A 21,537-nucleotide genomic window follows, 5' to 3' on the forward strand; every position below is an offset into this window, starting at 1 on the left:
ACCACCGGTTCAGCGTCCGGTCGCGGCCACCTCCGCCGCCGGGACCTCCAGCTCGGCGAAGAGGCGTCCGGCCCGGTCCGCGTGCGTCCCGGCCGGATCGGTCTCCCCGAGATCCCGCGACGCCGCCGCCAGGCCGTCGTGGGCGCGCGCCTGCTCGTACCGGTCCCCTATCTCCTCGGCCAGCGCCAGCGCCTGACCGTGCTGGACCCGCGCGTCGGCCGCGTCCCCGGCCGCGCACAGCACCTGGCCCAGATCGTTGAGCGCCTCGGCCTCGCTGGCCCGGTCACCGATCCGGCGCAGCAGCACCAGAGCGCGACGCAGGTGACCGGAGGCCTCGGCGAGGCGGCTCTGGCGGGCGTGGATGGCGGCGAGATCGGTCAGCACGTACGCCTCCGCGGTGCGGTCACCGGTGCGGCGAACCGCGGCGAGGCTCTGGTCGAGATGCGCCTCGGCCTGCTCCAGCGGAACCGGGCCGTGCGGCAGCCGGGCCAGCAGCGACAACACATACGCCTCGCTGAACCGGTCGCCGAGTGTGGCGTACAGATCGAGGGCCGATCCGAACCCACCGGCCGCCCGGTCGTGATCGCCCAGCCGGGCGTCGATCAGCCCGAGCCGGACCAGCGCGTCGGCCCGCCCGTCGTCGTCGCCCAGATCCCGGCACAGCGCCTCGGCCCGCCGGTAGTGGTCGGCGGCCGGCCGGTAGTCGCCGCGCCGCCAGTCGACACTGCCCAGGTTGCGCAGCACCAGCGCCTCGGCCGCGGGCTCGCCGAGGTCGGTGTAGAGCAGCAGCGCCTGCCGGTAGGTCTCGGCGGACTCGTGCAGCCGGCCCTGCCGCCGGTGCAGCCGGCCCAGGTTGGACAGTGCCCGCGCCTGTGCGCCCGGATCGCCGACGGCCCGCGCCGCCGACACCGCCGATGCGGTCACGGTGACCGCCTCGGCCACCGGCCCGCCCGCGTCGAGATAGCGGAACATGGTCCCGGCCAGCTCGATGGTGTGCCGGTACCAGCCGTGCGCCGCGCCGTTCGTGCAGACCGCGGCGAGGTTGGGCCGTTCCGCCTCGATCCAGGCGCGGGCCGCGTCCGGGTCGCCGGCCGGCGTGCCGCCGTCCGGGTACAGGGTGGCCATCGCCGTGCCGGCCCCGGCGAGGTAGTGGTCGAACAGACGGGTCAGGGCGGCCCGCCGGTCGGTCTCGGCGTCGTGTCCGGTGGCGAGCTCCGCGGCGTACGCGCGCAGCAGGTCGTGCATGCCGTACCGGCCGCCCCGGCCGGGCTGGACCAGGCTGGCCCGGCTCAGCACGTCCAGCTGGCGCCTGGCCTCGCCGGGCCGGTCCCCGATCAGCGCGGCCACCGCGTCGACGTGCGCGGTCTCCCCCGGATGCAGGCCGAGCAGCCGGAACGCCCGGGCCGCGCCGTCCGGCAGGTTCTGGTACGACCAGGAGAACACCGCCCGGACCTCGGCCCGGGGGTCGCCGCCGGCGTCGAGCAGGTCCAGCCGGACCTGGTGGTCGCCCAGCTCGGTGACCAGCTCGGGCAACGGCACATCGGAGCGTTCCGCGGCCAGCTCGGCGGCGATCCGCAGGGCCAGCGGCAGCCTGGCGCACGCGGAGGCCATCGCCTCGGCGGCTTCCGGGTCACGGTCCACCCGCCGGCCGATCAGTTTGCGCAGCAGCCCGATCGCGTCGTCCGGCGGCAGCAGATCGAGATTGACCCGTTCGGCGCCGTGGACCGCCACCATGCCGCGCAGCGAGTCACGGCTGGTGATCAGCACCAGGCACGACCCGGTGCCCGGCAGCAGCGGCCGGACCTGCTCCACCGACGACGCGTTGTCCAGCAGGATCAGCATCCGCCGGCCGGTGAGCTCGGACCGGTACCGGGCGGCGCGTTCGTCGGTGCCCGCCGGGATCTCCGGCGCGCGGATGCCGAGCGCGGTGAGGAACCCAGCCAGCGCGTCGGCCACCGCCACCGGCTGCTCGGCGTCGTAGCCACGCAGATTGACGTAGAGCTGCCCGTCCGGATAGGCCTCGCGGACCCGGTGCGCCCAGCGGACGGCCAGCGCCGACTTGCCGACCCCGGCGGTGCCGCACAGCAACGCGACGGTGAGCGGTGGCTCGTCGCCGTCCGGCGGCTCCAGCAGGCGATCCAGGGCGGCCAGCTCTCCGGTACGGCCGGTGAAGGCCCGCACGTCGGCGGGCAACTGCGCGGGCACCGTGACCGGGGCGGCGGGCGCCGGTCCGGCCGGCACCCGGGAGTCGCCGCCCGGCACGGACAGCACCGGATCGGCGGCGAGCACCTGCTCGTGCAGTCTGCGCAGCTCAGCGCCCGGGTCGCTGCCCATCTCGTCGGCCAGGCGGCGGCGGATCCGCCGGTACTGCTCGTCGGCGTCGGCCTGGCGCCCGCACCGGTACAGCGCGAGCATCGCCTGACCGGCCAGCCGCTCGTCCAGCGGATGCTCGGCGACCGCGGCCAGCAGCGCCGGCAGCAACTCGCCGTGGCGGCCCAGCCGGAGCAGCATGTCGTTGCCGTCCAGTTCGGCGGCGAACCGCTCGCCGAGCAGGGTGCGCCGGGTCGCGGCCAGCCACGGGGTGTCCAGGCCGGCGAACGGGTCGCCCCGCCACAGCCCCAGCGCCTGCTCGATCAGGGTGGCCGCGGACCGGTCCGACTCGGCCGCCCGGGCCGTGGTGATCAGCCGCCGGAACCGGTGCAGATCCACCGCCTGCGGATTGACCGTCAGCAGGTAGCCGCCGGGCTCGCGCCGGATCTCCGCACCGTCCGCGCCGGCGACGGCACGCCGCAGCCGGGACAGGTAGCTGTAGAGGGCGCCGGCGGCCCGCTGTGGCGCGTGCTCGCCCCACACCCGGTCGATCAGCTGGTCCGGAGTGACCGGCCGGCCGGCCTCCACGAGCAGCACACCCAGCACACATCGCTGCCGGGCATGCCCCAGATCGGCGGCCCGGCCGTCGATCCACGCCTCCACCACACCGAGAACACCGAACTCCGCCGCCAACTGACCTCCGCACACCCATGGTTTGACCAGGGGATTGCCCCTGCTCCTGACCTGGGGATTCAAGAAATCCACAAGGTCCGCTACAAGTCTCCCATGTTTCGTACAAGGTGCGGCGACGAGCATTGACGTCGTTGAAGGGAACGGATCGCCCTCGCCCGGTTACGCAAGCGTACGGGGGAATCGGGACGCCACATGGAAGCCCGATGGCGACAGGTGGTCCGACCTGCGACAAAGCGCGGCCCCCACGGCCGCACGAGGGAACAGAGAGATGCCCGCCGGCAAGTAACGGGGGACGGCGGGCATCTCCACACCTCGGCCGATCGTTTCAGACCGGGACCGGGTGCTCGGCGCGCAGGCCGAGCCGGCCGCGGGTCGCGACGATCAGGATGAGAGCGGCCGCCACCGAGGCGATGAGCTGGCCGTGCAGCGGATCCCGGGCGATGTCGAGGGTCGGGTAGACCTCACCCCACACCAGCGAATAGGTGCTGTTGATGCCGGCGTGCAGCAGCATGATCAGCGGCACGCTCTGCCCGCTGCGGTTGAACACCCAGGTCATGACCAGGCTCAGCGGGACACAGATGATGATGAACTCGACCGGGTCCAGCCAGGTCGGGTTCGGGCCGCCCCACTCGGTCAGGTAGAGCGGCAGGTGCCAGGCGCCCCACAACAGGCCCAGCAGCGAGGTGCCCAGGACCGGGCCGAACCGGTCCTGCATCCGGGGCAGTGCGAAGTCACGCCACCCGGGCTCCTCGGCCGCGGCGGTGGTGACCAGCTGCATGAGCAGCATCGGGAGGTACGCGAGCAAGATCACCGCACTCGGCGCCGTGATGTGGCCCCACGTCTTCGGCAGCGCGAGCGGCGCGAGCAGGATGGCCGCCGGCACGATCAGCAGCACGGCGAAGAACCAGCGCCAGCCGACCCGCCAGTGCTTGAGCCGGTGCGCCCACGCCCGCAGCCCCGGACGCCCCTCGGTGATCGCGGTGACCAGGAACGCGGCGCCCAGCGGCCCGAGATAGGCGCCGGGCAGCACGCCGACGAGCTGCCCGGTCCCGAGAACCTCGGGGATGTGGATGTCCGGCTCGAGACCAAGACCATGATCCGACAGGATGTACGGCGTCCAGAAGAACCAGCTGACTCCGAAGGCAAGCGTGAAGAAGGCCGACACCGGATAGCGCCGGACCAGCGAAAACAGGGTGTCCACGAGATCTCCGATCAGGACTGTCGGTCAGGTGCGGACAGTCCATCAGCGGAGCGCCTCAAGGTCATTGCAGTACGCGAGACCTTCCGGGTACAGCAGGCTGCACTCTTGTCAGGCGGGGAGGACGCCTGAGCGAAGGACCTGCAAGGCGGTGGTGACGGTCTCGGCCATGGCGGTCCGGGCAGAGGCCAGGTAACGGCGAGGGTCGACCAGGTCGGGGTGGGTGCCGAGAGCGGCGCGGACCGTACCGGTGAAGGCGGTGTTCAAGGCCGTTCCGATGTTGATCTTCGCCATTCCGCCGTGGACCGCCCGGGTCAGTTCGTCGTCCGGGACGCCTGAGGAACCGTGCAGCACCAGCGGGACCGGCACGGCTGCGGCGAGGCGTGCGATCAGGTCGTGGTCCAGGCGGGCGCTGCGGGTGACCATCGCATGGGACGAGCCGACGGCTACGGCGAGGGCGTCCACCCCGGTGGCCGTCACGAAGGCGGCCGCCTCGGCCGGGTCGGTCCGGGCGCCCTTCGCGTGGGCGCCGCCCTTGCCGCCGATCTCGCCCAGTTCGCTCTCCACCCAGAGACCCTGCGCATGGCAGCGTTTCACCGCGGATGCCGTGGCGCCCACGTTGGCCGCATAGGGCAGGCGCGACGCGTCGTACATCACCGAGCCGAAGCCGTTGATCACGGCCTCGGCCAGCAGTTCGTCCGATTCGACGTGATCCAGGTGCAGGGCGACCGGGACGGACGCGGAGGCGGCGATCGCCCGGGCGGCGGCGGCGATCGGAGCCAGGCGGCCGTGGTGGAAGCGGACCGCGTTCTCGCTGATCTGCAGGATCACCGGCAGCCGGGCGGACTCGGCGCCGGCCACGATGGCTTCGGCGTGCTCGATGGTGATGACGTTGAACGCGCCTACCGCTCCGCCGCTCGCCCGCGCGGCGGCGACCAGGTCACCGGTGGAGGCGAGCACGGGAACCTCCAGAGACTCCAACCGGCTTCGCGGCGGCCCGGGTCCGCCGATAGACATCGGCGTCGAAGGCGCCGGCCACCGGGTTCGCGACGGCGGCTGCGGACAAGGCGACGGCATCGGCGAGAAGATCAGGCCATGGGGTACGGTCCCGCAGCCCCCGGGCCAGCGCGGCCGCACAGGCGTCCCCGGCACCGGTCGGGTTGCCGCCGAGCGCGACCGGCGGCACGCACTCCCACACCTCGTCACCCACCACCGCGATCAGCCCGGCCGCCCCACGCGAGACCACGACGGCCCCGTCGGCGACCGCTCGCACGGCTTCGACGATCTCCGCGTGGCCGGCCGGCGGTGGCGACCCGGGCCGGAGGGCGGCCAGTTCGGCGTCGTTGGGCTTGGCCAGGGCCGGGCCGGCTCGCAGGCCCTCGTGTAACGCCGGCCCGCTAGTGTCGAGCAGGGCGGGGACGCCCGCCTCCCGGGCGTGGACGATCAGTGCGGCGTACACCGAAGGCGGCGGACCGGCCGGCGGGGAACCGCTGAGAACGACCACCGTCGCGCCGGGGAGCAACTGCCGGAAGTGGTCCGTGAACCGGGACCACTCGGCCTCGGTGACCGCCGGGCCCGGTTCCCAGAAGCCGGTGGCGGCGGAGCCGTCGACCACCGCCACCGTCCGCCGCGTCTCGCCGCCGATCTCCACGAACGACGCCGGAACCCCGTCCGCGGCCAGCAGGGCGCTGACGCGGCGGCCGGTCGGACCACCCAGCAGGCCGGTGGCCAGCACCGGCTCGCCCAGCGTGTGCAGCACGCGGGCGACGTTGAGGCCCTTGCCGCCGGGACGTTCGGCAACCGTCGTGACCCGGTGGGTGCCGTGCGGGACCAGGGCGTCGACGGTGTAGGTGAGGTCGAGCGCCGGATTCAGCGTGACGGTGACGATCATGGCAAGGCTCCGGTGCGGATCTGCCCCGCCTCGGGCCGGAAGTGCCGCCCTGGCGAACCTCGGCGCCGGACTGGTTACCGGCTGGGCTCGATCACGTCATAGTCGATTCAACTGATCGAACGCACAGATGTCAATGACGGATCATGCGCGTATCCTGCTCCCTGAGTGTTCATATGGACAACAGGAGGCGGCGCGTGGCCCAGTTCGACGTTCTGGTGATCGGTGACGCCAACCCCGATCTGCTGCTGCGTGGTGACGTGCGGCCCCGGTTCGGGCAGGCCGAGCAGTTGCTGACCGCCGCCGACCTGGTGCTCGGCGGTTCAGCGGCGATCACCGCGAGCGGCTGCGCGCGCCTCGGGCTGCGGACGGCGCTGTTCGCGGCGGTCGGTGACGACACCTTCGGGGCGCTGGTGCGCGCCCAGCTGGCCGAGCTCGGCGTGACCCTGCTGGCGGCGGACGGGCGTGGCGCGCCGACCGGGCTCACGGTCGTGCTGTCCGAGCCGGACGATCGCGGCATGCTCACCCTGCCGGGCACGATCTCCGCCCTGCGGCCCGGTGACATCACCGACGAGCTGCTGCACCGGGCCGGTCACGTGCATGTCGCCTCGCTGTACCTGCAGCCGGCACTGGCGGCCGGGCTAGCCGGGGTCTTCCGGCGGGCCCGAGCGGCCGGGATCACCACGTCACTCGACACCAACTGGGATCCGTCCGAGAAGTGGGAGTCGCTCGCCGAGATCCTGGAGCACACCGACGTCTTCCTGCCCAACGCGGCCGAGCTGCGGGCGATCACCCGGATCGACGATCCGGACGAGGCGGCCGCCGCCCTGGTCGCAGCGGGGACGACCGTGGTGATGAAGGACGGTGCACGCGGTGCGAGGGCCTGGTGGCCCGGTGGCGGCTGCGCCGCTCCGGGGCGCGATGTCGACGTGGTCGACACCACCGGCGCCGGCGACAGCTTCAACGCGGGCTTTCTCGCGGCGCGACTCTCCGGTGCGGAGATGACCGAAGCGGTCGCGTGGGCCGCCGCGGCCGGGTCGCTGAGCACGCGGGCCGCCGGTGGCACCGCCGCGCAGGCCCACCGGGCGGAGCTCACCCCTTGATGCCGGTGAAGGTCATCGTTGCGATGAACCTTCGCTGAGCGAACAGGAAGGCGAGCACCAGAGGCATGGTCGCCAGGACGTTGCCGGCCATCAACTGCGACCATTCGGTACGCCGCATGCCCTGGAAGTTGGCGAGCCCGACCTGAAGCGTGAACGTGTGGTCGTCGGAGATCGCCACCAGCGGCCAGAGCAGATCGTTCCAGCTCCACAGCAGAGTGATGATCGCCAGGGTGGTCAGCGCCGGTCTCGCCAGCGGGAGCACGATGCTGCGGAACGTGCGCCACCGTCCGCAGCCGTCGATCAGCGCGGCCTCCTCCAACTCGACCGGCAGCCCGAGGAAGAACTGCCGCATCAGGAAGATGCCGAAGGCCGAGGCCAGCCACGGCACGTACGCGGCGGCGAGGGTGTCGACGATGCCGAGCCGGGCGAACATCAGATAGGTCGGGATCATCAGCAGCTGGATCGGGATCATCACGGTGGCCAGGATCAGCACGAACGCGAGCCCTCGCCCGGCGAACTTGAGCCGCGCGAACCCGTAACCGGCCATCGAACAGAGCGCCAGGTGGGCCACGACCGCGATGCCGGAGACGATGACCGTGTTGGCGAACCAGCGCAGCGCGGGCGTCTCGCCGACCAGGTGCCGGTAGCCCTCGAGATGCAGGCTGGTCGGGATCAGTCTGGGCGGAAACTGGTTGATCTCGGCGCTGCTCATGAACGAGGTGAGCAGCATCTGCGCCAGTGGCAGCACGAAGATCAGCGCGAGCGGCATGAGCAGCAGATGCCAGGGGCTGAACGGAAGCTTCAGGTGACGGCGCATCAGAACACCTCCGAGCCGCGCCGGCGCGAGTACCAGATGACGAGCAGGGTCAGCAGCATCGTCACGATGAAGAGCAGATAGGCGGCGGCCGCCCCGTACCCCAGTCTCTGGGTTTGAAAGGCGAGTTCGTAGATGTAATAGACGATCGTCTGGGTGCTGTTGAGCGGCCCGCCGCGGGTGGTCGTGTAGATCAGATCGAACAACTGCATCGCCGTGATCGTCTGCCAGACCGCCGCGAACACCGTGACCGGCCGCAGTTCCGGCAGCGTGACGTGCACGAAGATCCGCCACGGGCTCGCGCCGTCCATCCGGGCCGCCTCGACCAGGTCACGCGGGATGTCCTGGAGCGCGGCCAGGTAGACGACAGTGGTGAAACCGACCTCACCCCAGAGCGCGATCAGGCAGATGATGTAGATGGCCTGGTTCGGGTTCTCCAGGAACTGCTGCTGCGGCAGCCCGAGGTGCCGCAGCACGTCGTTGGCCGCGCCGAACTGCGGGTTGAAGACGAACCCGGCCAGGATGCCGGTGGCCGCCGCCGACGCCACATAGGGCACGAAGATGCAGGTGCGGTAGAAACCGATCAGCCGGATCTTCTGGTTCAGTGCGATCGCTATCAGAATTCCGAGAACGATCGATCCGGGTACGAACAGCGCGGTGAGCAGCAAGGTGTGCCGGGCCGCCGCGATCATGTCCGGGTCCTGCACGAGCAGTTCGTAGTTACGCCAGCCGACGTCGGTCGCCGGGGCGATGCCGTTCCACTTGGCCCGGGAGATGAAGAACGCCCAGACCGCCGGGAAGATCGACAGCCCGACGACGATCACGGTGGCCGGTCCGGCGAAGGCCCAGCCGGTGAGGTGCCGCTGTAGCGCGCGGGTCCGTGGGGCGCGCTGGGCGGCAGCCGGTGTGCGCGGGATCGCGAAGGTGAGCGCCATCAGTTCGTGATCGCGTCGACGGACTTCTTGGCGGCCTCGTCCAGGGCTTCCTTCGGCTGAGCCTGACCCTGCAGAACCTTGGCGATGGCGTCGCCGACGTTGCGGGACAGCACCTCGTAACCGGGCAGCGTCGGCCGGGCCTGTTCGGCGTTGGCGAGGTTGGCGAAGAACTTGTCACCGCCGGGGTACTCCTTGACGTACGCCGCGTACTCGGCGGAATCCTTCTCCGAGGTGCGCAGCGGCAGGTTACCGACCGCGAGGTTCCACTTCGGGTCGATCTCCTTGCTGGTCAGCCATTTGATGAAGGCGCGGGAGGCACCGGCCCGGTTCACGTCGGCGTGGTCGAACAGCACCCACAGGTCGGGGCCGGAGACGGTCTGGTGGTCGCCGTTGAAACCGGGGAGGTCGGTCACCCCGTACGCCAGCTTCGCCTCTTTCAATTCCAGCAGCGCCCACGGGCCGGACAGCATCATGGCGACGTGCCCGCTGTTGAACAGGGGCGCGTACTTCTCGTCGGTCTGGTCGAGGTACATCGACTTGTCGTCGACGGCCATCTGCCGCAGCGTCTCCAGCGCGGCCACCCCGGCGTCGGAGTTGAAGGCCGGTTTGTCACCCTCGAGGATCTTGCCGCCGTGCTGCCAGAGCAGCGGCCAGAGGTGCCAGGTGGTGTCCTCGCTGCCGGATACCGAGTACGCCGTGCCGTACGTGTTCGTCGAAGGGTCCGTCAGGGTCTTGGCCGCGGCCCGGAAATCGTCCCAGGACCAGTCGTCGGTGGGGTAGGCGACACCGGCGCGGTCGAACAGGCTCTTGTTGTAGATCAGCGCCAGGTTGTCGACGAGTGCCGGGATGCCGATGACCCGGCCGTTCGAGGTGGCCACCTCGCGGGCCGCCGCCGGGAAGTCGTCCCAGCCGAACGACGGATCCTGAACGTACGACGTGAGGTCCTGGGCCTTGCCGCTCGCGCCCAGGTCACCGGCCCAGTTGCCGTAGGCGTAGGAGATGTCCGGGTAACTGTCGCTGGCGAACCCGGCGGAAAGCTTGGTGAGCAGGTCGTCGGTGGTCGGGGCGCCGGGCGAGACCTTGATCGTGACGTTCGGGTTCGCGGCGTGATATTCGGCGGCCAGTTGCTCAGCGACCTTCTCCTGCTCCTCCGGCTGGCCGGTCCACCAGGTGATCTCGACGGCCGCCTTCGGGTCGTAGCCGGCGGCGGCGTCCTTGCCGGTGCCCGTCGTTCCGCCCATGCAGGCGGACATCGTCATCGCGGCGCCGAGGCCGCCTGCCAGCAGCCGGAATGCCCGGCCGCGCCGAAGGTTGGACATCTCACACACCTCATCAAGGGGTCAGCACGACGGATCGGGTGAGTAGCCGGGGGCGATCGGGGTCGAGGCCGCGGTGGACGGCCATGGCGAGTGCGAAACGCTGCGCGAGAACCAGTTGGGCAAGCGGGTCCAGTCCGTCGCGGTACGCGGTGGCGCCCGCGTCCCGGGCGACGTCGTCCAGTTCGGCCGGGGTGTCCCCGAACGACCAGACCAGCGAGGCCGGGCCGGCCACCGCGACCGGGCCGTGCCGGAAATCCTTGGCCGGGTACGACTCCGAATAGGCCTGGGCTGCCTCGCGGACCTTGAGCGCCGCTTCGTGGGCCAGCCCGACGGTCCAGCCGGTGCCGAGGAAGACCAGGTGTTCGATGGGCGCCGGATCGGCCGGCAGGTCGGTGGCCAGTGCGGTCCGGCCGTCGGCGACGACAGGTGCGAGATCCTCGCCGAACACGTGCCGGGCCAGTGCCAGCACGGTGGTGGGGAAACGGGTCTGCACCACGCTGCGCTCGTCGGCGAAGTCGAGCACGACCTGACCGTCGGTCAGCGAGTCGACGGGTTCGCCGCGGACCGCGGTGATCGCGACCGTACGCGCTCCCGCCCCGGCCTTGCGCAACGCGTCCAGCACCTCGGTCGAGGTGCCGGACCGGGTCACCGCCACGATCCGGTCGTAGCGGCGGCGGGGCACGAACTCGGAGGCGCAGACCGCGTCGGTCTCCCCGAAACCGGCCCGCTCACGCAACTCGGCAAGGCTCTGCGCGACGAACCAGGAGGTGCCGCAGCCGAGCACCAGCATCCGCTCGCCCGGGGCGAGCAACTCGTCACGGGCCCGGTCGGCGTGGGCCAGGGCACGCACCCACACGTCCGGCTGACTGGCGATCTCGGCTGCCGTGTCGCTCATGCTCGAGAATTATGCTCGTTTGCGCTCGCTTAACAAGATGTGAGCATCAAACGAGCATTCTCAGATGAGCGCTTCCGGCATCAGGGCGCCGTGCGCGGCGGTCAACTCGTCGCACAGGTCCCAGATCTGCTCGACCGTGAGCGTCGCGGCCGTGTTCGGATCGGCCATCGCGGCCTGCCGGACCATCCGCTTGTCGCCGGTGAGCGCGGCCCGCACCGTCAACTCGCCGACGCTGACGAAACCCCGGTTCAGGGCGGCGCACTGCACGGGCAGGTCACCGACCTGCTCGGGGCGGATCCCCAGGCGGTCGACCACGCACGGGACCTCTACGGCGTACCCCTGCGGGAGATTGCCGATCAGGCCGTGATTCGGGACGTTGGCGTGGATGCGGCGCATCGCTCCGGTGACCATGCTGTGGATGACCTGCGGGGCGTACTCGGTGGCCTCCCGGGTCAGGTCGAGGCGCTCGTTTCTCAGCAGGGCGGCGCGGGTGGCGTGGTACTCGGCCACGTTGCCGGCGCTGATCCGCAGGTAGTCGCCGACCGGGATGCGCAGGCGGGCGATCTCCTCGTCGTGGTGCAGGTACCACGGGACGTACTCGGCGGAGTGTTCGCTGGTCTCGGTGGGGAAATAGCCGATCCGCCGGTACATGTCCATCCGTACCCGTCGCCGCAGTTCCGGATCCCGTTCCAGCAGCGCGTCCAGCCTCGGATAGAGCGACTCGCCGCGGTGTTCGAACCGCAGCAGCCAGGACTGATGGTTGATGCCGGCGCCCAGGTAGTCGATCTCGTCGAGGGGCACTTCCAGCAGCTCAGCCAGATCGTGGACGGTCCAGAAGACCGAGTGGCAGAGGCCGGCGGCCTTGACCTTCGGTGCTTTCGCCGCGAGGTAGGCGATGTTCATGGCCATCGGGTTCGTGTAGTTGAGCAACCACGCGTCCGGGCAGACCTCTTCGATGTCGCGTGCTATCCGGTCCAGGATCGGAAAGGTGCGAAGAGCCCGGAAGATGCCGCCGACGCCCAGTGTGTCGGCGATCGTCTGCCGCAGCCCGTACTTCGCGGGGATCTCGAAGTCGCGCACGGTCGCCTCGTGCATGCCCACCTGGATCGAGTTGATCACGAAGTCGGCATTGTCCAGAGCGGTCCGCCGATCCAGCGACGTGGTGATGACCGGATGACATCCGAGCTGGTCAGCCGTGCGCCGGGCGATCATCTCGGCGGTCTCCAGGCGCTCCGCATCGATGTCGTGCAGGGCCAGGGTCACGTCGCGCAGCTCATCGAAGGACAGGATGTCGGCCAGCAACTCGCGGGTGAAGACCACGCTGCCGGCGCCCAGAAAGGCGATCACAGTCATGGGCGGATTGTTGGCGCTAACGCCAAGACCGCACAAGATGAACTGGCTGATCGCTTGAAAACGAACTAGATTGACTGTTCGTTTGATCAGTATCGAGTGAGGGATTCATGAGTTCGCTGCGCCGGGCAGACCGGGTTTCGGCCATCCTCGAGCGCGTCGCCGGCCACGGCTCGGTCGACGCCGGCCAACTCGCCGAGGAATTCGACGTCTCGCCCGCGACGATCCGCCGGGACCTGCAAGTTCTTGAAGATCAAAGACTTCTTTCGCGTACGCACGGAGGCGCCGTCGCCATCGACGTGGCCTACGAGTTGCCGGTCCGCTATCGGGTCGGGCAGCACCGCGAGGAGAAGGCCCTGGTCGCCAAGACCGTCGCCGGCCTGCTGCCGAAAGGCCCGCTCACCCTCGGGCTGACCGGCGGCACCACCACCCACCTGCTGGCCCGCCTGCTCGCCGAGCGGGTCGACCTGACCGTCGTCACCAACGCGCTCAACATCGCCGCCGAGCTGGCCCTGCGCCCCCGCCTGAAACTGATCATGACGGGCGGTGTGTCGCGCACCCAGTCGTACGAACTCGTCGGCCCCATCGCCGACCAGGCCCTCAAAGGGCTCAACATGGCGGTCGCGGTCGTCGGCGTCGACGGCATCAGCGCCCGGGGTGGCCTGACCACCCACGACGAGATCGAGGCGAACACCAACGCCACCATGATCCGCCGGGCCGACCAGGTGATCGTGGTGGCCGACGGCTCCAAGATCGGCAAGATCTGCCTGGCCGGCATCTGCCCGGTCACCGACGTGTCCATGCTGGTCACCGACGCCACCGCGGATCCGGCCGGAGTGGAGGCCATCCGCCGCGCCGGCACCGAGGTGACCGTCGTCGGCGGATGATCCGGTCCACGGCCTACTTGATGGTCACCTTCCTGGTCTTCGAGGTGCCCGCGTTGACGCCGGCCTCGGCGGAACCGGCGATGCGGGCCCGCAGCGTCCAGGTCGACTTCGACTTGGCCTTGACCGTCGCGGCCCACTTGTTGTTCTTGCCGGTCACGCCCTTCCAGGAGGTGTTGGCCCAGGCGCCCTTCACCAGACGCTGCACGGTGACGGCCTGCTTGCTGCCGGCCGGGTTTCCCCTGACGGTCAGGGTGAGCTTGCCCGCGCGACTGGAAGCAGCGGTGAACACCGGCACCTGAGTGATCCGAACGGTCTTGACCTCGGACTCCATCCCGGCCGACTTCACCTGGAATCTGGTGCCCACCCCGATCCACCGCTTGAAGCTGTAGATGCCGGCCGCGTCGGCAGCGCCGGTAGCCACCCTCTCGAGGTCGCCGCCGGCCAGCGGAGCACTCCACAGCTCGATGCCCGCGCTGTCGCCGGCCGAACCGCTGACCACGACGGCCGTCGCACCCCTGACCGTCGACGGGACGGCAATCGTCGGCTTCGCGTGAGCATCATCGTCCGACTGGATGGTGACTTCACCGGTGTGGTCCCCGAGCGTGGCACCGGCCGGACCCGGCATGCCTATCTTGACCAGGAATTTCTCGTCCGGCTCGAAGAACTCGTCGTCGATGATCGGCACCTTGATGGTCGACGTCATGACGCCGGCCGGGATCGTGAGAGTGCCGGAGACCGCGGTGTAGTCCCCCGGCTCGACCGCCAGGCCGTTGAGGGTGTGGTACGACAACGTGTAGGGCTGGCTGGAGGAGACGGTCTCGCCGGTGAAGACCAGCGACACGGGCACGTCGACCGATCCCGCACCTTCGGGCACCGTCGCATTGCCGATCGACGCTGTCGGCGGCAGATCGGCCGGATCATCGACGATCCGGTAGACACCGGTGGTCGTGGCGATGCCGACCAGTGGCGCCGGCGAAGTCTCGGTTGCGATCACACCGAAGGTCTCAGTCGCCTCGTCGATGTCATCGGGAGAGAGGTGAACGTCGGCGATCGTCGTCTCGGTGGCAACCCCGTCCAGGACGAGCGGCCCCTGAGCGCCGCGGGCCACGGTGGCCGTGACCGGGGCGAACCGGTTGACCTGATAGTCGATCGTGGGGGTCGCCGGGTTCGTGCCGACCGGGGCGACCGAGAAGCTGAGCCTGTACGGGGCCTGGGAGAGGCCGGCTGTGGTTCCCTTGATCCTGATCGTCGAGCCCTCGGTGGAACTGGTCTGGTTGAAGCTCACCGTCGGCGCGGCGTCATCGTTCTTGACCGTCACCCAGGCCAAGGGCATCACTCCGGTGGTGCCGGTCGCAGCGACGAGGCCACTCGGAGGCGGGATGAAGCGCACCGTGAACGCCTCGTCGCGTTCGTAGATCACATCACCGTTGACCGGAATGTCGAGGTACCCGGTCGTACTGCCGGCCGCGATGAGCACAGCAGCCTTGGCCGGCAGATCGTAGTCGTTGTCGCCGACCGTCGCTCCGGCGCTGACACCGGTCTCGGTGGTGCTGTCTGTCCCGGCGACGTCGGCGATGTCGGCGACTTCGGCGGTGAAGGCGACATCCGCGCTGGCCGGGCCGCTCAACGTGATCGGCACCCGCGCTGTCGTCGGTCCGCTGTTCCCCTCGGCCACAGACACGTCGCCGGTGCTCCAGGTCGGCAGGACGTCACCGGTGTCGGAGATGACGAATGTCATCGGGGTACTGAGGGACTTCGGGTTGACCGTGCCGTTCGGGCTGCTCAACGCCACACTGAAGGTCTCGTCGCGATCGACGATCCGATCACCGATGATCGTGACCGGGATCTGCAAGGTGGTCTCCCCCGCGCCGACCGGGACGGTGAAGGCGCCGGCCGCTCCGCGGTAGTCGACGCCGGGTGTGGCAGTGCCTTTGACGAAGCTGTACGCGAGCTGAACCGGGACCTGACTCGTCGTGGCGGCGACGGACAGGTTGATGAACGTGGACCGTTCCTCCGCGTCACCCTCGACGAAGGTATTGACGAGGTCACCCGGGACGTAGGCCGCGCCGTTCATGGCGGCGTTCGGCGCGAGGTAGGTCACGATCGGCTTGGTCGTGTCGTCGAGAATGGTGCCGGTCGCAGTCTGCTGTGTGCTGAGCGCCGCATTGACCGGATTGCTGAGGGTCGCTGTATACGTCTCGGTGCCTTCGACATCGTTGTCGGCGGTGGTGGACACGGTCAATTCGGCTGTCCGGCTCAGCGCCGGAAACTTCACGCTGGCGGCTGGAGCGGTGAAATCCAAACCCTTGGTGGCGCCATATGATCCGCTGGTGTCGGCACCGCTCACGGTCGTGACAGTGACCGTCACCGCCGCATCGGAAAGCGACGAGAGAGTGATGGGGAAGACCGACTTCGCCCCCTCCAGAACGGCGGGAGCGTCACCGATGCTCACGGTCGGCATGGACTCGTTGTCAGTGAGGCCGATTTCCACTGCGCCGGGTCCGGTAACGCCGACAAGCGTCCCGGTGATCACCTTGAGATTCTGAGTAGGGCCCTCATAGACGCTGTCGTCCCAAAGGCTGATGTCGATGGAACCGCTCGCCCGGCCGGCCGGAATCTTGATCTTTGTGCCGGCGGGCAACTCCGTATAGTCACGATGCACTCCCCCGGTCGAGGTCGCCACCGGCGCCGCTCCAGGTCCCGTGGTGATCGGAATGGTGATGTCGTGTGGCTGGGCCTGGCTCAGGGTGGCCGTGACGGTAACGGACGGCTGCCCTTCCGGCACAGTGGCCGGTGCCGAGTAGGTGAAGCTCGGGATCACGCTCGGAAGTGCCCAGATCGTGCCGGTCGCCGTGACCTCCGAGCCGCCGGCGAGGGCGGCGTGCAGGGTGAAACTCTCGTCGGCTGTGTCGGCATCGTCACCAGTCACGACGTTCACCGTCGCCGTGCTGGGCGAACCGGCGCTCGACGCGGGGAACACGATGGTTCGAGTGCTGGGATTGAAGGACGAGGAAATCAGGCCGGTGCCGTTGACGAAATCGGCGCCGGCCACCGGGAACCCGGCTGCGGTTGATGCGCCTGCCACAGCGGTGCCCTCGTCTGGTGCTCCGAAAGCCGTTACGTCGACCGTTGCTGCCGTTGACCCGGAGTAGGTAAGGGTGAAAGTGACGTAATGGCCCTCGTAGCCGCCGGCATCCGGGATGGTGAGGACGTCGTTGAGCGCTGCTGGGGCGGGCGCGGCGGCCACGACGGCCGACATGAGGCCGAGCGTCGCCGCCACGACGACCGACATGGCAGTCCGCAGCGGCTTGCGCATACGGCGTCGCCGGGGCGTGCGGTCCTGGGCCGCGTGGGCTGGCGAAATGCGCATGTTCCTGCTGCCTCCTTCGGGGGTTGGGCGACCTCAGCCGGAGGAGGCCCTGGCTTTGTGTCCCGACCCGAGATGGGGTTTTGCCTGTTCGTACCGCATTTGAGGGCAGCGCACCGGCAAACGGAATGAGCAGGTCAGCATGGCGCTGCCGGGCCTGCGCGACACCGCGGTGCCCAGCCCGAAGCGTTCGGCACCGGCAGACGGGGCTCGGCGACGGCTCTAATACTGGCTTCAGGTTGACCGGGGAGAATGAGCGGCAAAGCATCGACTTGAAGAGGCGGGCCGACGTGCGGATCCTGATCGCCGATGATGACGCCGCCATCCGTGAGTCGCTGGAGCGGGTGCTCCAGGTCGAGGGTTACGACACCAGCACCGTCGCCAACGGTCTCGCCGTGCTCGACGGGGTCGCCGGGGCCGGCGGTGACACGCTGGATCTGCTGATCCTCGACGTGATGATGCCGCGCCTCGGCGGGCTGGAGACCTGCCGGCGGTTGCGGGCCGCGGGCCGGGATCTGCCGGTGCTGATGCTGACCGCCCGTGACCAGGTCTCCGACCGGGTCACCGGGCTGGACGCGGGCGCCGACGACTACCTGCCCAAGCCGTTCGCCACCGAGGAGTTGCTGGCCCGGGTGCGGGCGCTGCTGCGCCGTCGCTCACCGGCCGACGGGGAGTCGCAGATCCTGTCGTTCGCCGACGTCCGGCTCGATCCCGATCGGTTCGATGCATGGCGGGGCGAGCGGCCGCTGCGACTGACCCGGACCGAGTTCGCCCTTCTGCAGGTTCTCCTGCGCAACGCGACCCGGGTCTTGACGCGCGACGCGCTGTTCGAGGCCATCTGGGGCTTCGACATGAGCGCCACGGCCAACAACCTCCAGGTGTACGTGAGCTACCTGCGCCGCAAGATGGAGGCCGAGGGTGAGCCGCGATTGATCTACACCCTGCGCGGCCTGGGTTACACGCTGCGGGAGACTCCTCCGTGAGCAGGCTGAGCCGATGGTGGCGGCGGCGGTCCCTGCGGACCCGGATGACGGTGATCGCGGCGACGGCCATCGCGGTCAGCGTGTTCGTGGCCTTCCAGGTGGCCAGTGAGCTCCTGGACTGGGAGCTGCAGGACACCGCCGAGAATCAGCTGCGTGCCGACTCCCGCGTCCTGGCGGCGACCGCGGAGCACGCCGGTCTGGCCCAGGTTCAGCTGCCGCCGTATCCCGGATCCGGCCGGCTGGTGCGGGTCATCCTGCCCGACGGCTCGACCCGGACTCCGGCCGGTCAACCCGCGCTGCCCCCGGTCAGCGAGCACGCCGGCCGGGTGGCGCGGGGCGAGTCAGCCGACCTGATGGAGTCGATGGACAGCGACGACGACGGCTTTCGCATCTACACACTGCGGGCGGGCGACGGCGCGGTACAGGTGGCCCACGTCGCCGACGACAGCCCGATCAACCGGTTCGGGCTGGGCATGCTGCTGATCGGGCTGCTCTGCGTGGTCGGGGGCGCCCTCGTCGGGCGGACCGTGGCCCGGACCGGACTGGCGCCGATCGACCGGCTGACCGCCGCCGCGGTACGTGTCGCGAGCACCCGGGACCTCGACGCCGGCATCCCGGATGAGGGCGGTGGCGAGATTCGGCGGCTGATCCAGGCGATCAACGACATGCTCGCCGCGCTCCGGGAATCCCGGCAGGCCCAGCGGCTGCTGGCCGAGGACGCCGCCCACGAACTCAAGACCCCGCTCACCAGCCTGCGCCTCAACATCGAACTGCTGGTCCGGCTCGACCGGCGCGGCACCCTCGACACCGCCCTCCCGGCGGAGAGCCGGACTCGGCTGCTCAACGATCTCGGCGCTCAGGTGGCCGAGTTGAGCACCCTGGCCGCCGAACTGACCGACCTGGCACGCGGTGACGTCAGCGACGAGAGCACCGGGCTGCTCGACCTCGCCGACGTGGTGGTGGCCGCCGCGACCCAGGCGCGTTCCCGCATGCCCGAGCTCGAGGTCGCGCTCGACGTGAGCTCCGTGTGGGTGAGCGGGCGTCCCGCCGCACTCCGGCGGGCGGTGCTCAACCTCATCGACAACGCCGGCAAGTGGTCCCCCGCGGACCAGCCGGTCCAGGTCCGGCTCCGTGCCGAGGGCGCGTCGGCGGTGCTCGAGGTCGACGACGCCGGGCCGGGCATCGACGACGCCGACGTGCCACGAGTGTTCGACAGGTTCTACCGCGCCGACAGCGCCCGGGCGTTGCCCGGATCCGGTCTCGGGCTGTCGATCGTGCAGCGGGTCGTCGACGCCCACGGCGGCCGGGCCGCCGTCGCCCGCTCGGCACGCGGTGGCGCGCTGCTCCGGGTCTCCCTTCCGGCCGCGGCCCCGACCGCACCGACCGCGCGGCTCACCGCCGGTGATGACACGGCGGTGCGCTGACCCGCACTGCCAGGCCGATGACGAGATCCGGGACGGGGAGGGTCCCCGTCCCGGATCTCGTCCGTGCCGCCGCGCTCACCGTTGCAACGCGAACTCCTCGTCGTCGATGAGCGGCCGTGCCCCGTTCGGCGGCTCGGCCGCCGGCTGGGAAAGCCGGCTCGGCCACCAGATCCGCCGGCCGATCAGCAGGGTGAGAGAGGGCACCAGGATCGACCGCACCAGCAGGGCGTCGAGCAGCACGCCGAAGGCGACCAGGAACCCGACCTCGATCAGCATCACCAGCGGAAGTGTGGTTAGCACCGCGAACGTGGCCGCCAGGACCAGGCCTGCCGAGGTGATGACGCCACCGGTGGCGGAGAGGGCTTTGAGCATGCCCTCTGCGGTGCCGAGACGCACGGTCTCCTCCCGGGCCCGGCTGGCCAGGAAGATGTTGTAGTCGACGCCGAGCGCCACCAGGAACAGGAATGCCAGCAGCGGCACCGAGTAGTCGACACCCTGGAACCCCAGGACCGTCTCGAAGACGAACACGCTGCCGCCGAAGGCCGCGGCGAACGACACGACCACGGTCGCCATCAGGACCAGCGGGGCCACGATCGCCCGGAGCAGCAGCCCGAGAACGATCAGGACGACGACGAGCACCAGCGGGATCACCAGTTTCTCGTCACGGGTGGTGGTCGCCTCGGTGTCGAGGTTCTCCGCGCTCGGCCCGCCGACGATCGCCTGCGCCCCGTTCACCGCGTGCACGGCGGCGCGTACCCGCTTGATCGTTTCGTACTCCGCGGCGGTGTCCGGCGCGTCGGCCGGAAACACGGAGATGTCGGCCCAGCCGCCGCTGATCTGGCCCGGGACGGCCACCGCCACGCCGGGAACGCTCCTGACGACGTCGACCACCCGATCCTGGTACGCCGGCTGGGTGAAGATCGTCATCGGCTGGCCGCCCAGCTCCGGGAAGTGCTGGCGCAGAACGGTGAAGCCGGTGACCGATTCCGGGGCGGACAGGAACTGGTCCTGTTCCCGCAGAGCGCCGGTGTTGCCGGTCAGCCCGATGGCGAGCACGCCGAGGACTCCGAACGAGCCGAGCGTCGCCAGCCATCGGCGGCGGCTGATGGCGGTGCCGAGCCGTCCCCACAGCCCCGGCTTCTCCTGCACAGCCGCGCTGAACCGCGGGATGGCCGGCCAGAAGATCCGCCGGCCGAGCACCACGAGCACCGCCGGGAACAGCGTCAACATGGCCACCAGCGCGCACAGGATGCCGGCTGCGCCGATCGGGCCCAGCCCGCTGGTGCTGTTCAGGTCGGCGGCGAGCAGGCAGAGCAGGCCGGCGACCACGGTGGCCGCGGACGCGACGATGGCCGGCGCCGCGCCGCGAAGCGCGTGGGCCATCGCGACCCGGACGTTCTCGTGGTGGTGCAGCGCCTCCCGGTATCGGGCGATGAGCAGGAGCGCGTAGTCCGTGCCGACGCCGAACACCAGGATCGTCAGCAACGCCGAGTTCTGGTCGTTGACCACGATGCCGAAACCCTTGACGAGCAGGTAGACGGTCGCCATCGAGGTCAGCGCGGCCGCGCCCACGACCACCAGCGGGACGAGCCACAGCACCGGGCTGCGGTAGGTGAGGATCAGCAGGACCGTGACGACGATGACGGTGGTGAGGAAGACCTGCAGGTCGATGCCGTCGAAGACGGCGTCCATGTCCCCGTCGATCGCGGCCGGCCCGGTCACCTCGAGCTCCAGGCCGGCGGGGCGGTCCTTCGCGGCCTCACGCAGCGGGCCGACGATGGCCTCCGGTGCGCCGTAGGTCGTGCTCACGTCGAGGGTGAACATCATCGCCTCGCCGTCGGCGGAGAGTCGCGTCGGCGGGCCCTCGTCGTCCGCACCGGCCGCTGCCTTCGCCGGGTACCGCTTGGCCAGGGCGTCGTGGTGGCGTTCGACAGTCGTGCGGTCGGCGTAGGTCATGCCGCCGGCGCGGTGATACACGAAGACGAACGTGTTGTCCTCACCGCCGGGGAGGCTGTCCTCCAGCACCGCCACCCTGGTCGACTCGGCGCCGGCCGGCAGGGTGTCCACGGCCTTGTCGGTGGTGACCGAACTCAACTTTCCGCTCAACGGCACCATGACCGCCGCCAGCGCCACCCACAAGCCGATCACCAGCCACGGCACCCACCGGCCGGGCGGCGCTTTCCTGGACGGTACGGCGTTGACTGTCATCAAAGGCCTCCTGCACACGCGTTGGATCGCTTGTCTGAGGCCGAATTCGTACCGAGCGAATCTGAGACGACCGTTAAAGACGGCGCTGTTGACCGGCTGCCCGCACCGGCACGGGCTTCCACGTGGTCCTCACCGGTGAAGGCTGGGTCGCAGCGCGCGGCCG

15 protein-coding genes are annotated in these 21,537 nt (G+C 70.1%); 4 read left to right on the plus strand and 11 right to left on the minus strand.

Features of this window, described 5'->3' with window-relative positions; translation table 11 throughout:
• Positions 1-9 precede the first annotated feature (9 nt).
• The 4 genes from AB0E94_RS45980 to AB0E94_RS45995 all read right to left on the minus strand — a co-directional run bounded on the left by AB0E94_RS45980 (position 10) and on the right by AB0E94_RS45995 (position 6,092).
• Positions 10-3,003, minus strand: coding sequence for a BTAD domain-containing putative transcriptional regulator (locus AB0E94_RS45980; RefSeq protein ID WP_360340754.1), 2,994 nt, complete (start codon positions 3,001-3,003; stop codon positions 10-12).
• A 325-nt stretch (positions 3,004-3,328) separates the two neighbouring features.
• A complete protein-coding gene (locus tag AB0E94_RS45985; RefSeq protein WP_360340757.1) occupies positions 3,329-4,204 on the minus strand; it encodes a CPBP family intramembrane glutamic endopeptidase in 876 nt (291 codons plus the stop codon).
• 108 nt (positions 4,205-4,312) lie between these two features.
• On the minus strand, positions 4,313-5,161 hold the full coding sequence (locus tag AB0E94_RS45990) for a class II fructose-bisphosphate aldolase (RefSeq protein ID WP_360340759.1): 849 nt from the start codon (positions 5,159-5,161) through the stop codon (positions 4,313-4,315).
• Positions 5,142-6,092 carry a hexose kinase gene (locus AB0E94_RS45995; protein WP_360340762.1) on the minus strand — a complete coding sequence of 317 codons (951 nt, stop codon included), beginning with the start codon at positions 6,090-6,092 and terminating at the stop codon, positions 5,142-5,144. The genes AB0E94_RS45990 and AB0E94_RS45995 overlap by 20 nt, the downstream gene beginning before the upstream one ends.
• A gap of 194 nt (positions 6,093-6,286) precedes the next feature.
• On the opposite strand from AB0E94_RS45995, the gene AB0E94_RS46000 reads away from it, so the two are divergent.
• Positions 6,287-7,192: a sugar kinase gene (locus AB0E94_RS46000; RefSeq protein ID WP_360340765.1), complete on the plus strand. Its 906-nt coding sequence runs from the start codon at positions 6,287-6,289 to the stop codon at positions 7,190-7,192.
• Here AB0E94_RS46000 and AB0E94_RS46005 read toward each other — a convergent pair.
• Genes AB0E94_RS46005 through AB0E94_RS46025 form a run of 5 tightly spaced genes read right to left on the minus strand, consistent with a single transcriptional unit; the run spans position 7,182 to position 12,508 of the window.
• A complete protein-coding gene (locus AB0E94_RS46005; RefSeq protein ID WP_360340768.1) occupies positions 7,182-8,009 on the minus strand; it encodes a carbohydrate ABC transporter permease in 828 nt (275 codons plus the stop codon). The genes AB0E94_RS46000 and AB0E94_RS46005 overlap by 11 nt on opposite strands.
• Positions 8,009-8,941, minus strand: a complete 933-nt coding sequence (locus AB0E94_RS46010; protein WP_360340771.1) for a sugar ABC transporter permease — start codon at positions 8,939-8,941, stop codon at positions 8,009-8,011. Before AB0E94_RS46010 ends, AB0E94_RS46005 begins: the two co-directional genes overlap by 1 nt.
• Positions 8,941-10,260: an ABC transporter substrate-binding protein gene (locus tag AB0E94_RS46015; RefSeq protein WP_360340774.1), complete on the minus strand. Its 1,320-nt coding sequence runs from the start codon at positions 10,258-10,260 to the stop codon at positions 8,941-8,943. Before AB0E94_RS46015 ends, AB0E94_RS46010 begins: the two co-directional genes overlap by 1 nt.
• A 13-nt stretch (positions 10,261-10,273) precedes the next feature.
• The gene (locus tag AB0E94_RS46020) at positions 10,274-11,155 is read right to left on the minus strand and encodes an SIS domain-containing protein (protein WP_360340777.1); all 882 of its coding nucleotides are present in this window, start codon (positions 11,153-11,155) and stop codon (positions 10,274-10,276) included.
• A gap of 60 nt (positions 11,156-11,215) precedes the next feature.
• Positions 11,216-12,508, minus strand: coding sequence for an alpha-glucosidase/alpha-galactosidase (locus AB0E94_RS46025; RefSeq protein WP_360340780.1), 1,293 nt, complete (start codon positions 12,506-12,508; stop codon positions 11,216-11,218).
• Between the two features lie 107 nt (positions 12,509-12,615).
• On the opposite strand from AB0E94_RS46025, the gene AB0E94_RS46030 reads away from it, so the two are divergent.
• Complete coding sequence (locus AB0E94_RS46030) at positions 12,616-13,392, plus strand: DeoR/GlpR family DNA-binding transcription regulator (protein ID WP_360340783.1); 777 nt, start codon at positions 12,616-12,618, stop codon at positions 13,390-13,392.
• A 13-nt stretch (positions 13,393-13,405) separates the two neighbouring features.
• Here the strand turns inward: AB0E94_RS46030 and AB0E94_RS46035 are convergent, their stop codons facing one another.
• On the minus strand, positions 13,406-16,762 hold the full coding sequence (locus AB0E94_RS46035) for a Calx-beta domain-containing protein (protein ID WP_360340786.1): 3,357 nt from the start codon (positions 16,760-16,762) through the stop codon (positions 13,406-13,408).
• Positions 16,763-17,049: 287 nt separating this feature from the next.
• Here AB0E94_RS46035 and AB0E94_RS46040 point away from each other — a divergent pair, with 287 nt between their 5' ends.
• Both AB0E94_RS46040 and AB0E94_RS46045 read left to right on the plus strand, forming a co-directional pair.
• Positions 17,050-17,742: a response regulator transcription factor gene (locus tag AB0E94_RS46040; RefSeq protein WP_360340813.1), complete on the plus strand. Its 693-nt coding sequence runs from the start codon at positions 17,050-17,052 to the stop codon at positions 17,740-17,742.
• A complete protein-coding gene (locus tag AB0E94_RS46045) occupies positions 17,739-19,166 on the plus strand; it encodes a HAMP domain-containing sensor histidine kinase (RefSeq protein WP_360340789.1) in 1,428 nt (475 codons plus the stop codon). Before AB0E94_RS46040 ends, AB0E94_RS46045 begins: the two co-directional genes overlap by 4 nt.
• A 75-nt stretch (positions 19,167-19,241) precedes the next feature.
• Here AB0E94_RS46045 and AB0E94_RS46050 read toward each other — a convergent pair whose 3' ends face one another.
• On the minus strand, positions 19,242-21,374 hold the full coding sequence (locus tag AB0E94_RS46050) for an MMPL family transporter (protein WP_360340792.1): 2,133 nt from the start codon (positions 21,372-21,374) through the stop codon (positions 19,242-19,244).
• Positions 21,375-21,537: the final 163 nt, after the last annotated feature.

The organism is Actinoplanes sp. NPDC026670, from assembly GCF_040638175.1.
Classification (GTDB): Bacteria; Actinomycetota; Actinomycetes; order Mycobacteriales; family Micromonosporaceae; genus Actinoplanes.

Coding starts and splice junctions, on each gene's coding strand:
- AB0E94_RS46025 (WP_360340780.1), bottom strand. CDS start 12,508: ATGACTGTGATCGCCTTTCTGGGCGCCGGCAGCGTGGTCTTCACCCGC.
- AB0E94_RS46030 (WP_360340783.1), top strand. CDS start 12,616: ATGAGTTCGCTGCGCCGGGCAGACCGGGTTTCGGCCATCCTCGAGCGC.
- AB0E94_RS46050 (WP_360340792.1), bottom strand. CDS start 21,374: ATGACAGTCAACGCCGTACCGTCCAGGAAAGCGCCGCCCGGCCGGTGG.
- AB0E94_RS46015 (WP_360340774.1), bottom strand. CDS start 10,260: ATGTCCAACCTTCGGCGCGGCCGGGCATTCCGGCTGCTGGCAGGCGGC.
- AB0E94_RS46035 (WP_360340786.1), bottom strand. CDS start 16,762: ATGCGCATTTCGCCAGCCCACGCGGCCCAGGACCGCACGCCCCGGCGA.
- AB0E94_RS46010 (WP_360340771.1), bottom strand. CDS start 8,941: ATGGCGCTCACCTTCGCGATCCCGCGCACACCGGCTGCCGCCCAGCGC.
- AB0E94_RS46020 (WP_360340777.1), bottom strand. CDS start 11,155: ATGAGCGACACGGCAGCCGAGATCGCCAGTCAGCCGGACGTGTGGGTG.
- AB0E94_RS45995 (WP_360340762.1), bottom strand. CDS start 6,092: ATGATCGTCACCGTCACGCTGAATCCGGCGCTCGACCTCACCTACACC.
- AB0E94_RS46005 (WP_360340768.1), bottom strand. CDS start 8,009: ATGCGCCGTCACCTGAAGCTTCCGTTCAGCCCCTGGCATCTGCTGCTC.